Source organism: Aminobacter ciceronei, assembly GCF_014138625.1.
In the GTDB taxonomy this organism is placed as follows: domain Bacteria; phylum Pseudomonadota; class Alphaproteobacteria; order Rhizobiales; family Rhizobiaceae; genus Aminobacter; species Aminobacter ciceronei.
Window position 1 is genome coordinate 13,046 of sequence record NZ_JACJHY010000024.1, and the last position, 14,726, is coordinate 27,771.

At 67.4% G+C, this 14,726-nt stretch carries 12 protein-coding genes; 1 reads left to right on the forward strand and 11 read right to left on the reverse strand.

Annotated features, from left to right (window positions below; genetic code table 11):
- Positions 1–21 precede the first annotated feature (21 nt).
- The 9 genes from HNQ95_RS22295 to murA all read right to left on the reverse strand — a co-directional run bounded on the left by HNQ95_RS22295 (position 22) and on the right by murA (position 10,700).
- Positions 22–1,140, reverse strand: a complete 1,119-nt coding sequence (locus tag HNQ95_RS22295; RefSeq protein ID WP_067964497.1) for an anhydro-N-acetylmuramic acid kinase — start codon at positions 1,138–1,140, stop codon at positions 22–24.
- 2 nt (positions 1,141–1,142) lie between these two features.
- Complete coding sequence (locus tag HNQ95_RS22300; protein ID WP_154385981.1) at positions 1,143–2,156, reverse strand: serine hydrolase domain-containing protein; 1,014 nt, start codon at positions 2,154–2,156, stop codon at positions 1,143–1,145.
- A gap of 11 nt (positions 2,157–2,167) precedes the next feature.
- Positions 2,168–3,916, reverse strand: coding sequence for an ABC transporter ATP-binding protein (locus tag HNQ95_RS22305; RefSeq protein WP_182575290.1), 1,749 nt, complete (start codon positions 3,914–3,916; stop codon positions 2,168–2,170).
- A gap of 14 nt (positions 3,917–3,930) precedes the next feature.
- Positions 3,931–4,764 carry an ABC transporter permease gene (locus tag HNQ95_RS22310; protein ID WP_182575285.1) on the reverse strand — a complete coding sequence of 278 codons (834 nt, stop codon included), beginning with the start codon at positions 4,762–4,764 and terminating at the stop codon, positions 3,931–3,933.
- Positions 4,764–5,723 (reverse strand): ABC transporter permease, encoded by a 960-nt coding sequence (locus HNQ95_RS22315; RefSeq protein ID WP_182575284.1) that lies wholly within the window; start codon positions 5,721–5,723, stop codon positions 4,764–4,766. The genes HNQ95_RS22310 and HNQ95_RS22315 overlap by 1 nt, the downstream gene beginning before the upstream one ends.
- Before the next feature lie 170 nt (positions 5,724–5,893).
- The gene (locus HNQ95_RS22320) at positions 5,894–7,408 is read right to left on the reverse strand and encodes an ABC transporter substrate-binding protein (RefSeq protein WP_182575283.1); all 1,515 of its coding nucleotides are present in this window, start codon (positions 7,406–7,408) and stop codon (positions 5,894–5,896) included.
- A gap of 92 nt (positions 7,409–7,500) precedes the next feature.
- Positions 7,501–8,433: an N-acetylmuramic acid 6-phosphate etherase gene (gene murQ / locus HNQ95_RS22325; RefSeq protein WP_182575282.1), complete on the reverse strand. Its 933-nt coding sequence runs from the start codon at positions 8,431–8,433 to the stop codon at positions 7,501–7,503.
- 114 nt (positions 8,434–8,547) lie between these two features.
- Positions 8,548–9,438, reverse strand: a complete 891-nt coding sequence (locus HNQ95_RS22330) for a glucosamine kinase nucleotide-binding domain-containing protein (protein WP_376769267.1) — start codon at positions 9,436–9,438, stop codon at positions 8,548–8,550.
- A 5-nt stretch (positions 9,439–9,443) separates the two neighbouring features.
- Complete coding sequence (gene murA, locus HNQ95_RS22335; protein WP_154385984.1) at positions 9,444–10,700, reverse strand: UDP-N-acetylglucosamine 1-carboxyvinyltransferase; 1,257 nt, start codon at positions 10,698–10,700, stop codon at positions 9,444–9,446.
- Between the two features lie 137 nt (positions 10,701–10,837).
- Here murA and HNQ95_RS22340 point away from each other — a divergent pair, with 137 nt between their 5' ends.
- Complete coding sequence (locus HNQ95_RS22340; RefSeq protein WP_067964512.1) at positions 10,838–11,689, forward strand: MurR/RpiR family transcriptional regulator; 852 nt, start codon at positions 10,838–10,840, stop codon at positions 11,687–11,689.
- 27 nt (positions 11,690–11,716) lie between these two features.
- Here HNQ95_RS22340 and HNQ95_RS22345 read toward each other — a convergent pair whose 3' ends face one another.
- The gene (locus HNQ95_RS22345) at positions 11,717–14,389 is read right to left on the reverse strand and encodes a nitrate reductase (protein ID WP_182575280.1); all 2,673 of its coding nucleotides are present in this window, start codon (positions 14,387–14,389) and stop codon (positions 11,717–11,719) included.
- Between the two features lie 2 nt (positions 14,390–14,391).
- Positions 14,392–14,721 carry a nitrite reductase small subunit NirD gene (nirD, locus tag HNQ95_RS22350; RefSeq protein WP_067966946.1) on the reverse strand — a complete coding sequence of 110 codons (330 nt, stop codon included), beginning with the start codon at positions 14,719–14,721 and terminating at the stop codon, positions 14,392–14,394.
- Between the last annotated feature and the right edge of the window lie 5 nt (positions 14,722–14,726).

The window sequence follows — 14,726 nt, forward strand, 5'->3', positions numbered from 1 at the left end:
CGGTTGGCAGCCTGCAACCGGTCAGCCGGCGATGCGGCCGCCGGTCATCGGCTGCGGCACGCCGGTCGTGCTCGGGAAGCTGATCGGCAGGCCGCGCAGGACACGCACGGCGAGGAAGGCGAAGCACTCGGCTTCGACGGCATCGCCGCGCCAGCCGATGGTGTCGGCGGAAACCGCCTCGACGCCCGCCCGCTTGCCCAGCATCGCCATGAAGGTCGGGTTGTGGCGGCCGCCGCCCGAGACGAACAGCCTCGTCGGCCGCTGCGGCAGAAGATCGAGCGCCTTGCCGACACAGGACGCGCTGAAGGCGGTCAGGGTGGCAGCACCGTCCTCGTTGCTCAACCCGTCGGCCATCGCAGCGGTGAAGTCAAAGCGGTCGAGCGACTTAGGATAGGCAGCCGTGAGATAGGGGTGTTCGAGCAGGCGCGCGAGGCGCGCCTCGTCGACGCTGCCGGCGGCGGCGAGCGCCCCGCCGCGGTCCATCTCGCCCAGCCCCCGCGCCTTGACGAAGTCGTTGATCGGCGCGTTGGCCGGGCCGGTGTCGAAGGCGACAAGGTCGGACTTGCCGTCCCACCAGGTGACGTTGCCGACGCCGCCGAGATTGAGGATGGCGCTGTCGCCGCTCGCGCCTGCCGTGCCGAGCAGTGCGGCGTGGTAGGCGGCGGCCAGCGGCGCACCCTGCCCGCCGGCGCGGATGTCGGCTGTGCGGAAGTCATAGACCACCTTGGTGCCGAGCAGCGACTGCATCAGCTGGCCATCGCCGAGCTGGCGGGTCTCGCCCGGCAGGCCGCCTTTCTGCGGGCCGCGATGCAGCACCGTCTGGCCGTGGAAGCCGACGACGCCGATCTCTGCCATCGCCATGCCGGCGCCCTCGACGACCTGGCGGACGGCGGCGGACTGGGCGCGGGTCAGCGCCTCTTCGGCCGCAGCGAAGATCGCCGGCTCCGGCCCCTCGAAGTTCCAGACCCTGGCCTCGGCCTGGGCCTGCTCCAGCATCGGCCGGACGGACGCCTCGTAAGGCACCAGCGCGTAAGGACCGAAGGCCTCGATGCGCTCGCCGTCGGTCTTGAGCAGGGCGACGTCGATGTTGCCGTCGAGCACGGTTCCGGTCATCAGCCCGACCGACCAGATGGGTTGCATGTTCAAGCTCCTGTCATGATGTCGCCGACCTGGCGGCGCAGATCCGATATGCCGCTGTCGAAATGACGCGTCGGGTGGATGCGGTTGGTGAGCAGGGTCCAGGCGCGGCCGGCGTCGAAATCGATCCACAGGCCGGTGCCGGTAAATCCGGTATGGCCGATTGTGGCTGCGCTGCAGCGGTCGCCGCCGGACCAGCCGGCATGAGCATGCTCCCAGCCATGCGTGCGCTTGTCCGAAAGCGGCGTGCGCATCAGCGCGATCGTGTCGGCGGAGGCGCCGCTGCCGTCGAGCAGGCCGTGGGCGAAATCGAGCACCGCAGCCGCCGTGCCGAACAGGCCGGCATGGCCCGCCCCCTGAAGTGCTGCGCAATTGTCGTCATGGACCTCGCCCGACAGCACCCGGTGGCGCCAGGTGCAGTCCTCGGTCGCCGCCGACTGGTCGGGATCGGCCGAAAAGGCAAAGCCCGGGCCGGCATCCATGCCGCGGATCCATGTGCCCGACAGGCGCTCCATGGCAAAGCCGAGCAGGATGAAGTTGATGTCGGAATAGACAGGCGCCTCCAGCTTCCGCCACTGGCGCTGCAGGACAAATGTCCTGAGGAGGTCGGGATCGCGGCCATAGGTGTAGATCGGCTCGACTGCCGGGAACGGCGTCTGGTGGCCGAGGCACTGGCGGAAGGTGACCTGCCGTTCCCAGGCGTCGGCATCATATTGTCGCAAGTCCGGCAGCACCGTCGTCAGGGGCGCGTCGAGGTCGATGCTGCCTGCCTCGGCCAGCGCCAGGATGCGCGGCGTGGTAAAGATCACCTTGGTCAAGGACGCCAGGTCGAACCAGCTCACTTCGCGCATCGGTCGCTCGGACGGCAGGCGTTGCGCATGGCCGATGGCACGGGAGAAGCGCCGGCCGTCCTTGTCGACGACCCCCATCACCCCGCCGGGAATCCGACCAGCGGCGACGGCCTGTTCGAGCGGGACGAATGCACGCTCGAAACGCTGGGCGATGTCGTGGCTGGCCATGTTCGCTTCCCTCAGGCGTCGGCGCGGACCTTGTGGTCGGCGCCGTATTGCATCCATGTCGCGGCAGGCGGCTCGTAGCCGACCGGACGCACCAGCGACGGCACCTGGCGGGTGTCGAGCTCGAAATGCTGCTTGCGGCGGTCGATAGTCGGCACGGCCTCGATGAGCTTCTTCGTATAGGGGTGCTGCGGGTCGGACAGCACCGATTTGGCATCGCCGATCTCGACGATCTGCCCGGCATACATCACCGCGACACGATGCGCGATGCGCTCGACGACGGCCATGTCGTGCGAGATGAAGAGATAAGCGAGACCATATTCGTGCTGCAGGTCGACCAGCAGCTCGAGCACGCGCGCCTGGACAGAAACGTCGAGCGCCGAGACCGCCTCGTCGAGCACCACGACAGACGGATTGAGCATCAGCGCACGCGCAATGCACAGGCGCTGGCGCTGGCCGCCGGAGAACTGGTGCGGATAGCGGGCAAGGCTGTCCTCGGGCAGGCCGACGCGCTTGAGCAATGCTGCCATCCTGTCACGAACCGCCTTATCCGGGGAAGCGCCGGTGGCGATCACCGGCTCGGCCAGGATCTGCTCGACGGAGAGGCGCGGGTTGAGCGAGGCATAGGGGTTCTGGAACACCATCTGCACCGGCAGCCGGCTCTGGCCGGGGCGCGCGGCCTGGGCTTCGACGGCAAACGCCCCGCGCGTCGGCGCAACCAGGCCGAGCACGGCGCGCGCGGTCGTCGACTTGCCGGAACCGCTTTCGCCGACGATCGCCAGCGTCTCGCCCGGCAGCAGGTCGAAGCCGACGCCGTCGACGGCATGCACCGCACCCACCGGCTTGCTGAACCAGCCGCCCTTCAGCGGATACCGCACGACGAGGTCGTCGACTTCGAGCGTCGGCCTGGGCAGCGGGGCTGCCATGCGCGCGCCGTCGGTCCGTGCCGCTACGCCGCTGGAGAAATGCGGCACCGCATGCAGCAGATGCTGCGTATATGGATGTTGCGGCTTGTCGAGGATGTCGCCCAGGTCGCCCTGTTCGACCACCCTGCCGTCCTGCATCACGATGACGCGGTCGGCGATGCCGGCGACCAGGCCGATGTCGTGGCTGATGAAGATCATCGACATGCCGGTCTCGCGCCTGAGTTCGGCCAGCAGCGCCATGATCTGCGCCTGCACGGTGACGTCGAGGGCCGTGGTCGGCTCGTCGGCGATCAGCAGACGCGGATTGCAGGCGAGCGCCATGGCGATCATCACCCGCTGCAGCATGCCGCCCGACAGCTCGTTCGGCGTCGCCTTGAGCCGCCGTTCGGCATCGGGAATACGCACCCGCTCGAGCGCCTCGCGCGCAGCGTCACGCGCCTGCGCGCCGGTCAGGCCGCGATGCAGACGGAACGATTCTTCGATCTGGGCGCCGATGGTCAGCACCGGATTGAGCGAGGTCATCGGCTCCTGGAAGATGACGCCGATCTCGGCGCCGCGGATGCCGGTCAGCTCCTGCCGGCCGGCACAGGTGACGTCGAGCACGCTGCCGTCGGCGCGCAGCAATTCGATGGTGCCGCTGGTGATGCGGCCGCCGGCATAATCGATCAGGCGATTGGTCGACAGCGCCGTCACCGACTTGCCCGAACCGCTCTCGCCGACGATCGCCAGCACCTCGCCGACGCCGAGGTCGAAGCTGACGCCGTGGACGACCTCCTTGGCGCTGGCCGCCGGGCCGAAACTGACATGCAGGTCGCGGACCGAAAGGATCGGCTTCATTTCAGGCGCCATCGTCACGCCCTCCTCGTCTTGGGGTCGAGGATGTCGCGCAGCGCATCGCCGAGAAGGTTGAAACCGAGGATCGAGAGCATGATGGCGACGGCAGGGAAGGCCAGCAGCCAGGGCGCCTGCTCCATCAGGTTGCGGGCGTCGCTCAGCATCAGGCCGAGCGACGAAGCCGGCGGCTGGGTGCCGAGGCCGAGGAAGCTGAGGCCGGCTTCGGTCAGCAGCGCCCAGGCGAGCGCCAAAGTCACCTGCACGGTCAAAGGCGCCACCAGGTTGAGCAGCAGGTGCCGGGTCAGGATGTAGCTGCGGCTGGAGCCGAAGGTGCGGGCGGCATCGACGAAGTCGCGCGCCTTCAGCGACAGCGCCGGGCCGCGCACCACGCGGGTGAAGATCGGGGTGTAGACGATGCTGATGGCGGCAACGCTGGTCCAGGTGCCGGGGCCGACGATGGTGACGATGAGCAGCGCCAGCAGGATCGCCGGGAAAGCCAGCAGCACGTCCATGAACCGCATCATCACCGTGTCCCAGCGGCCGCCGAACCAGGCGGCGGTGAGGCCGAGCACGGTGCCGGCAAGCGTGGCAAGTGCTACGGAGAAAAACGCCACGGTGAAGGACTGGCCGATGCCCTTCATCAGGCGGCTCATGACGTCGCGGCCGAACAGATCGGTGCCCATCCAGTAGGACGATGTCGGCGCATGCAGGCGGTCGATGCGGTACTGCATCAAGGGGTCATGCGGGGTCAGGCCGACGGCGCCGAGCAGGGCGACGAGCAGATAGACCAGCACGATGACGCCGCCGATGCGGCCGCTCGGATGCGAAAGAATGGCCTTCACGACACGCATCAACGGCCCTCCAGGCGAATACGGGGGTCGAGCGCGGCATAAGCGAGGTCGACGAGCAGATTGACGATCATGAAGTTGAGGGCGATGAACAGCACCGCACCCTGCACCAGCGCGTAGTCGCGCTGCAGGATGGCTTCGAGCACCATGCGACCGAGGCCGGGCAAGGCATAGATCTGCTCGACGATGACGGCGCCGCCGAGCAGATAGCCGAATTCGATGCCGCTCAGCGTCACCACCGGCACCAGCGCATTGGGCAGAGCGTGGCGCCAGATGACGCTGCGCTCGGAGGCGCCCTTGCTGCGCGCGGTGCGGACATAGTCGTCGCTCAGCACGTCGAGCATGGCCGAACGGGTGACGCGGGTGACCGACGACGCAAAGGCGCAGCCAAGCGTGATCGCCGGCAGGATCATCTGGCCGAGATTCTGCAGCGGGTCCTGCCAGAACGGGGTGAAGGCGCCCATCGTCGGCAGCACGCCGAAGCCGGCCGACAGGATGTAGATGATGACCAGGCCGACGACGAAGCTCGGCGTCGACTGGCCGATCATGGCGGCGATGCGGACGCCGAGATCGGCGGGACGCTCGTTGCGGGTGGCGGCGAAGACGCCGGCCGGCACGCCGATCGACAGCGCGATCAGCATGGCCAGAAGCGCCAGTTCAAGCGTCAGCGGAAAGCGTTCGAGGATGACCGAAAGCACCGGCTTGCCATAGGTCACCGATATGCCGAGGTCGCCGCTGAACAGGCCGGTGAACCAGCGCCAGTATTGGACCGGCCAGGGTTGGTCGATGCCGAAATAGACGGCCAGCGAATCCCGCTGCTGCGGCGTCAGAAGCCCAGCCTCGGTGCCCAGCATGGCGGTGATGGAATCGCCCGGCACCAGCCGGATGGCGATGAAGACGATGATCGAGACGCCGATCAGCACCAGGGGAAAGGCCCGCAGGCGACGTATCACGTAACTCATGGCGTAAGGACCATCTGGAGTTGGGGAGCCGTTGCGGTTCCCGGGCTGGACCGGCCATGGCCAGTCGCGGGTTCAAGGCCGGTCGGGATTCAAGGGCGGTCGCCATCGGCTCAACGGCGACCGCCTTTGGGCGGCAGCAGGGAGATGCCCGCCGCCCAAAACGCCAGTTGCTACTGGATGGTGACCTTGCCGAGGCTGACCAGCGAGCCGGTCGGCATCGGCACGAAGCCCTGCACGTTCTTCTGCTGGGCGGTGTAGCCATAGCCGGTGTAGAGCCAGATCCACGGCGCCTTTTCGGCAAGCTGCTTGTCGAACTCGGCGAAGATCGCCTTGCGCTTTTCCGGATCGGTCTCGGCGCGGCCGTCCTGCAGCAGCTTGTCGAGCGTGTCGTCGGCGAAGTTGGAAACCTTCTGCAGGTTGCCGTTCTTGGTCCAGTAGCGATTGTACATGGTGTAGGGGTCGGGACGACCGCCATTCAGCGCCACCGCCATGTCGAAGTCGCCCTTCAGCCAGGTGTCGACATAGACGTTGAGCTCCATCATCTTGATGTCGAGCTTGACGCCGATCTCGGCCAGCTGCGACTGCAGCACCTGGGCTTCGGCGGCAGCCGTCGGCGGCTCGCCGGTGGCGGCGATCACCGTGGCGCTGAAGCCGTCGGCAAAACCGGCATCGGCCATCAGCTTCTTGGCCTTGTCGATATCCTGCTTGTAGCAGAACAGCGAATTCGGATCGGAAGCGAAGAAGGGTGCAGTGATCGGCCCAGTCACCTGGCCTTCGCCGAGGGATGCCGTGTCGAGCACCGCCTTGCGGTCGACGGCGCAGGAGATCGCCTGGCGCACGGCAAGCTCGTTCATCGGCTTGCGCGCCGGGTTGAGCTGCAGCACATGGTAGGCGAGCAGCGGCGCGCGGTTGAGCTGGAGCTTGGGCTCGTTGGGCACCAGCGTCGCGATCAGCGGATCGTTGAGCAGGGCGAAATCGACCTGGCCGGTGCGCATGGCGGCGAGGATCGCGGTTTCGTCGGGCAGGACGCTGATCTCGATGCCGTCGACGCCGGTAGCACCCCCGGCCCAGTCCTTGTTGGCGACGAGTGCCGCCTTGGAATTGGGATCCCACTTCTCGAGCTTGAACGGACCCGAGCCGATGGCCTTCGTGCCGATGGTGCCGGCCGCGATCTCGCTTGCCGGGACGATCGACGAATTGGTGTCGGTCATGGCGGTCAGGATCGGCGCGTCGGGCTGCTTCAGCTTGAACACGACGGTGCCGGCATCGGGTGCCTCGATGGTCTCGATGGAGAGATAGTTGGCGCGGTTGGCGGCACCCGTCTTCTCGTCGAGGATACGCTCGAACGATGCCTTGACGTCGGCCGAGGTCACGGCGGCGCCGTTCTGGAACTTGGCCTTGGGGTCGAGCTTGAAGGTGAGCTGCTTGCCATCAGCTGCGAATTCCCAGGACGTCGCGATGCCGGGGATGATCTTGAGATCGGCGTCGAGGCGCACGAGCGGCTCATAGATCAGCTCGAGCAGGCGCAGCGACGAGAACGCGGTCTGCTTGTGCGGGTCGAGGCCGGTGGCGTCCTGCGCCCAGGCCATGCGCAGGTTCGCTGCATCGGCATGGCCTGCGACCGCCGAGAGACCGATCATCACGGCCGTCGTCGCGCCAAGGAAATATCTGAATTTGCTGGTCATTTCATCCTCCCTGTTACTCTTTCGCCGGCGGCCGGAATGGCCGCCCGGATCACTCAGTTGCCCGGATCAGTGGCCCGGATCAGTGGCCCGGATCATTGGGATGCCTGCTTCGCATCCTGGATTGCTTGCCGCAAGAAGCCTCTGGAACCGTCCAGCGCTGATCGCGCCGCGGCGGGTTCCATCCCCGTCATGACGATGAGGATGGCGAGCTTCACGTCGTTGTCGGTCTGGGCGAGCGCTGTCTGCGCTTCTTCCAGCGTGCATTCGGCTGCCTGCATGACGATGCGGGCGGCGCGGGCAACAAGCTTCTTGTTGGATGCCTTCAAGTCGACCATCAGGTTTTCATAGGTCTTGCCGATGCCGATCATGCTGGCGGTGGTAAGCATGTTGAGCACCAGCTTTTCGGCCGTGCCCGATTTCATCCGCGTCGAACCGGTCAGCGCCTCGGGGCCGACGACGGGCGAAATGGCGATGTCGGCGATTTCAGCGATGGCCGACTGCGGGTTGCAGGACAAAGCCACCGCGGTGGCGCCGACCTTCTTCGCATAGTTCAGGCCGCCGATGACATAGGGCGTACGGCCGCTTGCAGCGATCCCGACGACGACGTCCCTGGATGTCAGCTCGATGTCGGCCAGCGCCTCCGCACCCTTGGTCTGGCTGTCCTCGGCCCCTTCGGTGGCCTTCAGCAGCGCGCTGTAGCCGCCGGCAATGAGGCCGACCACCATGGTCGCAGGCACGCTGAAAGTCGGCGGGCACTCCGAGGCGTCGAGCACGCCGATGCGGCCGCTGGTGCCGGCGCCCATATAGATCAGGCGCCCGCCCTGGCGGAAGGCGGCGATGGTGCGGTCAACGGCAGCGGCGATCTCTGGAATCACGTCCTCGACCGCATGGGCGACAAGCTTGTCTTCGTCGTTGATTTTCCTGAGCACGTCGATGGTCGGCAAAAGGTCGATATCCATGGTGCGCGGGTTCCGCTCCTCGGAAACCAAACGCCCCAGTTCCGAAATCAAGGCTTGTTCTGACACTTGTCGCCACCTGCCCGGTTCTCAAGATGCAAGAGCCTGTGGAGCCGGTTCTCCTAGGCTTTCATTAACGTTTTAGAATGACATATTCCTCTTGTCAATAAATTTTGGAATGGATTATTCCTTGGCAATGAGCGTCCGGTCGAGCTGTCGGGCCAGGATGATCGCCCCCGACACGGCATCGCCGTCCGCCGGCTTGAGGCGGCGGCGGACGTCGGGCGCAAGCCAGGGCTCCAGCGGGCTGGCCAGGCCGCCGAGCAGGGTGACGCGCGGCGCGCCCTTGTCGAACAGGGTGCGCACGATGGTGTCGATCTGCTCTGCCGCCGACTGCACGATGCGGCGCCCGGCGGCATCGCCCTGGTCGGCGTGGCGCATGACGGTGGGCGCAAGTGCTGCGTAATCGGTGGCGGTTGCCCGGTCCATCCAGGCCACAGCTTCCATCGGGTCGTTGTGGAAGCGCTGCATGACCTCGGTGAGAAGGGCCGAACGGTCGTGGCGGCCATCATGGGCGCGCAGCGCCAGTTGCACCGCCTTCAGGCCGAGATCGGCGCCACTGCCCTCATCCGAGATCGGAAAACCGTAGCCGCCGACCCTGAGGTCGCGTCCCTCGACGAAACCCAGCCCGATCGAACCGGTGCCGGCAATGACGATGGCGCCGTCCTTGCCCGAATGGGCGCCAAGGCAGGCGCCCATGCCGTCGCTGGTGAAGCCGATGGCGGCGAAGGGGTGTTCCAGCGCCTGCAGCGCCTCCAGCGCGCCCTTGCGGCCGATGCCGGCAAGGCCGATGCCGGCAAAGGTGCGCGCCAGCTCGGCTGCGCCGAAGCCGGCCTCCTCGACAGCCGCGCCATAGGCACGGGCGATCGAGGCCCAGGCGACGTCGATGCCGAGCCGCGTCGTCGCCGGACCGGAGAGCCCTTGGCCGAGCACATCGCCTGTCGCATCGACGATGCGGGCGCGGCAACCGGTGCCGCCGCCATCGACGCCGAGATAGAAACGGGGGAGCGCCACCGAACTCATCCGGGTAGCCGCTCGATTGTCGCTCCGCACATCTGGAGCTTGCGGTCGAGGCTCTCATAGCCCCGGTCGAGGTGGTAGACGCGATTGACGATGCTCTCGCCCTCGGCGACCAGGGCTGCAAGCACCAGCGACACCGACGCCCGGAGATCGGTGGCCATGACCTGCGCCCCGCGCAGTGGTGTGCCGCCGCGCACCAGCGCCGTCGTGCCCTGCAAGGTGATGTTGGCGCCGAGGCGAACCAGCTCGGGCACATGCATGAAGCGGTTCTCGAACACCGTCTCGCGCAACAGCGACGCGCCCGGCGCGCAGCACATCAACGCCATGAACTGGGCCTGGAGATCGGTTGGAAAGCCCGGATATGGCTCCGTGGTGACGTCGACCGGCGTCAACGGACCGTCGCGCGAGACGATCAGCCCGCGGTCGCCCGGCCAGACGCTGACGCCCGCCGCCTCCAGCACCTGCACCACCGACGCCATGTGCTCGAGTCGCGCATTGGTCAGCTCGAGCTGGCCGCCTGTAATCGCCGCGGCAATCGCATAGGTTCCCGCCTCGATGCGGTCGGGGATGGTGTGATGGCTGGCCGCGCGCCAGGACGTGCCGCCCTGGACGAGGATCCGGTGCGTGCCCGCCCCTTCGATGTTTGCGCCCATGGCGCCGAGGCAGGCGGCGAGGTCCATCACCTCGGGTTCGCGGGCGGCGTTGACGATCTCGGTCTCGCCCTGTGCCGCGGTTGCCGCCATCATCGCCGTCTCGGTCGCGCCCACCGACGGCGAGCCGAGCACGATGCGTGCGCCGGTCAGCCCCTTGGGCGCGGCGGCGACGATCGAGCCGCCGCGAATGCCGATGTCGGCGCCCAATTGTCCGAGCGCCTTGATGTGCATGTCGACGGGCCGCGCGCCGATGGCGCAGCCGCCGGGCAGCGACACCTCGGCCTTGCCGAAACGGGCAAGCAGCGGCCCCAGCACCAGCACCGTGGCGCGCATCTTGCGCACCGTGTCGTAGCTGGTTTCCCGCGACGAGGCCTTGCTCGCGTCGACATGGACGGAGCGGCCCTGGCGGCTGATTTCGGCGCCATGCTGGGTGATGACGCCGAGCATGTTCTCGACGTCGCTCACCGCAGGCAGGTTTGTCAGGTGGAGCGGTTCCGGGCTCAGCAAAGAGGCCGCGATCTGCGGCAAGGCCGCATTCTTGGCGCCTGAAATGGCGACCGCGCCCTGCAGCCTCTGCCCGCCGACGATACGCAACTTGTCCATATCAAAGAATCCGTTCAGCAGCCGATCGAACCGGCAGAACTGACATGAGAGTTGATCGCAATATTCTTCTCTGTCAACCTTGCCTGGAATATTCTATTCCTTGATGTCAGCTGGATGAGAGAGCCCCGAGGAGCTTCATGTCGGTTCTCACGAAAATCATTGCGACGCTCGACACCATGGCGCCGGCAGACCGGCAGATCGGCCAGTTCATCGTCGACAATCCAGATGAAATGCTGCGCCTGTCGTCGGTGGCGCTGGGCGAACAGACCGGCCGCAGCCAGTCCAGCGTGGTGAAATTCGCGCAGAAGCTCGGTTATCCCAGCTACCAGCAGCTGAAGCTCGCGGTCAGCGAGGCCAAGGCCCAGCAATGGCAGGCGCCGCCCGGCATGGTCCATGGCAGCATCGACCGAGCCGACGGCTACATCGCCGTGCAGCAGAAGCTGGTCGCCGGCAAGCTGGCGGCGATGCAGCAGACGATGTCGGTCAACAGCGAACAGACGGTGGAGCGGGTTCTCGACCTGCTCGACCGGGCCGAGCGCATCCACCTCGCCGGCGTCAGCGCCTCGTCGCTGGTCGCCCGCGACTTCGCCATCAAGCTGATGAAGCTCGGCCGCAACGTCCTGCACGACAGCGACAGCCACGTCCAGCTGGCCAGCGCCGCCTCGCTGGGGGCGCGCGACGTGATGCTGGCCTTCTCGCATTCGGGCACAAGCATCGAGACGGTGCGCATCGCCGAACTCGCCAAGGAGCGGGGCGCCACCGTCATCGTCATCTCCTCGCTCAGGGACAATCCGCTGAGCGCCATTTCAGACGTCGTGCTGCATTCGGTCAGCGACGAGGACAATGTCCGCTCGTCGTCGATCACCGCCCGCGACGCGCAACTGGCGCTGACCGATCTGCTGTTCATCCTGCTCGTCCAGCGCCAGGACGACGCCAATGACCATATCCACCGCAGCGAGGCGGCGGTGGCGGCACTCAAGATGCGGTAGCAGGCGCGGCTGCTCCCCTCGCCGGCTTCACTCGGCGGCCAGCAGGCGTGACGCTTCGAGCATGGTCCTGATCTCAGACCGGCAGGAGCCGCAATTGGTGCCGGCCTTCAGCGCTGTGCCGATCTCGTCGAGGCTTTTGCTGCCGCCCGATATCGCGGCGGTGAGCTGGTTGACCCCGACATTGAAGCAGGAGCAGACGATGCGGCCGACAGACGGCACCGGCACCGGCGCTCGCCCCGACAGCAGCGCGCGGCGGTCGAGCGGCGACAGCGGCTCGGCGGAAGCGAGCAGCGACAGCAGCCAGTCGCGCTCGGGCAGATGGCCTTGCGGCGCGACCAGCAGCGCCTCGCCGAGCCGGCCCGCCGCGTCGGTCGCGGCAGCACGGAAGGTCGAGCTGCGCCGGTCGGTGTATTCGAGCAGTTGGTCGGCCGGCACGACGTCGACCAGCCGGCGGGCGAGCAGGATGCCCTGTTCGGGCGGTTCGGTGCCGGAGAGTTCATAAACCCAGCCGCCTGCCACCGCCGCGCGGCTCCAGTGGATAAAGCCGGTCGGCCTGATGTCGCGGCGGGTCATCAGCACGCCGGCCCAGGCGACCGGCTCGCGCGCGATCCGCACCGGGACGTGCTTGAGTTCCGGCTGGCCGGAAAATGGATCGGTGACCGGCGCCGACAACGACCCGGCGGCGGCGTTGGCGGCAAAGCGCCCGCTCCAGTGCATCGGCAGAAAGGCCTCGCCCCGCCGCTGGCCGGCGCTGGCAGCGACCTTGGCCCGGCCGCCGCCATAGCGGCTTTCGATGCGGACGAGATCGCCGTCGGCGACCCCCAGTGCGGCGGCGTCGGCGGCGTTCAGCTCGATCACCGGCTCCGGCGCATTGGCCATCAGGCGCGCCACCCGGCCCGTCCGGGTCATAGTGTGCCACTGGTCGCGCAGCCGGCCGGTGTTGAGGACAAGTGGAAAAGCGGCGTCGACCGGCAGCGCCGCACCTTCCTGGCGGACGGCGACGAAACGCCCGCGCCCGTCGACGGTGGGGAAGCGGCCGTCGCCAAGCAAGCGTTGGCTTCCGGCTGAGGCGCCGCGGGGAAAAGGCCAGTGCAGCGGCGCAAGCGTGTCGTAAGCGCCGTCCTCGATATCGGCGAGGCCGCCAATGTCGAACAGGCGGGCGCTGTCATTCTCGAAGGCGGACAGTGCCGCGTGCTCGCGAAAGATCGCCGCCGGGCCCCGATGGTCGAAGGCTTCGGCAAAGCCCATGCGCCGGGCGACCTGCGAGACGATCCACCAGTCGGGCCTGACGTCGCCAGGCATCGGCAGGAACGATTTCTGGCGCGATATCAGGCGCTCTGAATTGGTCACCGTGCCGTCCTTCTCGCCCCAGGCCGCGGCAGGCAGCAGCACGTCGGCGAACTGGCTGGTGTCGGTGCGGGTGACATCCGAGACGACGACGAATTCGCACGCCTTCAACGCCGCGCGCACCTTGCCGGCATCCGGCATGCTGACGGCGGGGTTGGTGCCCATCACCCAGAGCGCCTTGATGCGGCCGTCGCCTGCCGCCTCGAACATGTCGACGGCCTTCAGGCCCGGCTTGCGGGCAATGGCAACCGTGCGCCAGAAGCGGCCGACCCTGTCAGGCGCCTGGGGATCGTCGAAGCCCATATGCGCTGCAAGCTGGTTGGCAAGGCCGCCAACCTCGCGCCCGCCCATCGCATTGGGCTGGCCGGTGACCGAGAACGGCCCCATGCCCGGCCTGCCGATGCGGCCGGTCGCCAAGTGGCAATTGAGGATGGCATTGACCTTGTCGGTGCCATGGGCCGACTGGTTGACGCCCTGGCTGTAGACGGTGACGGTGCGCGCCGTCGCCGCGAACCAGTCGTAGAAGCGTGACACCTCGGCGCTGTCGAGATCGCAGGTTTCGGCGACACGCCTCGGCGTCGGCGCGTCGGCGCAGGCAAGGCTGACCGCCGCCTCGAAGCCCGATGTGTGGGCGGCGACATAGTCGCGGTCGATGGCACTGCTGCCCACAAGATGCGCCAGAAGGCCGTTGAACAGCGCCACGTCGGTGCCCGGCCTGAGCTGCAGGTGCAGGTCGCACTCTCCGGCGGTAGCCGTGCGGCGCGGATCGACGACGACGATCCTGGTTCCGCGCTCGGCGCGCGCGGCAAGCAGGCGCTGGTAGAGGATCGGATGGCACCAGGCGGTGTTGGAACCGACAAGCACGACAAGGTCGGCCTGTTCTAAATCCGCGTAGACGCCGGGCACAATGTCTTCGCCGAAGGCGCGCTTGTGGCCGGCGACGCTGGAGGCCATGCACAGCCGCGAATTGGTGTCGATATTGGCCGAGCCGATGAACCCCTTCATCAGCTTGTTGGCGACGTAATAATCCTCGGTCAGCAATTGCCCCGAGACATAGAAGGCAACGGCGTCAGCTCCGTGGCGGGCGATGGTCTCGGAGAAGCGCCCGGCCACCACATCGAGCGCCGCGTCCCAGGAGGTGCTGCGGCCGGCGATCTCGGGATGCAGCACACGCCCGTCGAGGCCGAGCGTTTCGCCAAGCGCGGAGCCCTTGGAACAGAGTTTGCCCGCATTGGCGGGATGGCCGGGGTCGCCGCGCACGGACACTGTTTCGTCCGCGGCGACCCGCGCCTGCACGCCGCAACCCACCCCGCAATAGGGACAGGTGGTCCTCACCTCGCGTGCATCCGTCATGGTCAGGCTGCCTTCGAAGCACGGAGTTCGAGGGCGATGAACAGGCGCCCGTCCTCGACCTTGAGCGGGATGGTCCTGACCGCGCCTTCGTCGGCGCCGAGCGCCTTGCCGGTTTCCAGCGAAAACACCCAGTTGTGCAGCGGGCAGGTCACCGCCGCACCATGGACGATGCCCTGGCTCAGCGGCCCGCCCTTGTGCGGGCAGTGGTCCTCGATGGCGAAGACCTGGTCTTCGGCGGTGCGGAACACGCCGATCTTGCCCTGGGGCGTGTTCACGCAGCGCGCACCGCGCAACGGTATGTCGGCGATCGTCCCGATCGCGATCCAGTCCATCTCGC

Coding starts and splice junctions, on each gene's coding strand:
- HNQ95_RS22295 (WP_067964497.1), bottom strand. CDS start 1,140: ATGCAACCCATCTGGTCGGTCGGGCTGATGACCGGAACCGTGCTCGAC.
- HNQ95_RS22300 (WP_154385981.1), bottom strand. CDS start 2,156: ATGGCCAGCCACGACATCGCCCAGCGTTTCGAGCGTGCATTCGTCCCG.
- HNQ95_RS22305 (WP_182575290.1), bottom strand. CDS start 3,916: ATGAAGCCGATCCTTTCGGTCCGCGACCTGCATGTCAGTTTCGGCCCG.
- HNQ95_RS22310 (WP_182575285.1), bottom strand. CDS start 4,764: ATGCGTGTCGTGAAGGCCATTCTTTCGCATCCGAGCGGCCGCATCGGC.
- HNQ95_RS22315 (WP_182575284.1), bottom strand. CDS start 5,723: ATGAGTTACGTGATACGTCGCCTGCGGGCCTTTCCCCTGGTGCTGATC.
- HNQ95_RS22320 (WP_182575283.1), bottom strand. CDS start 7,408: ATGACCAGCAAATTCAGATATTTCCTTGGCGCGACGACGGCCGTGATG.
- murA (WP_154385984.1), bottom strand. CDS start 10,700: ATGGACAAGTTGCGTATCGTCGGCGGGCAGAGGCTGCAGGGCGCGGTC.
- HNQ95_RS22340 (WP_067964512.1), top strand. CDS start 10,838: ATGTCGGTTCTCACGAAAATCATTGCGACGCTCGACACCATGGCGCCG.
- HNQ95_RS22345 (WP_182575280.1), bottom strand. CDS start 14,389: ATGACGGATGCACGCGAGGTGAGGACCACCTGTCCCTATTGCGGGGTG.
- nirD (WP_067966946.1), bottom strand. CDS start 14,721: ATGGACTGGATCGCGATCGGGACGATCGCCGACATACCGTTGCGCGGT.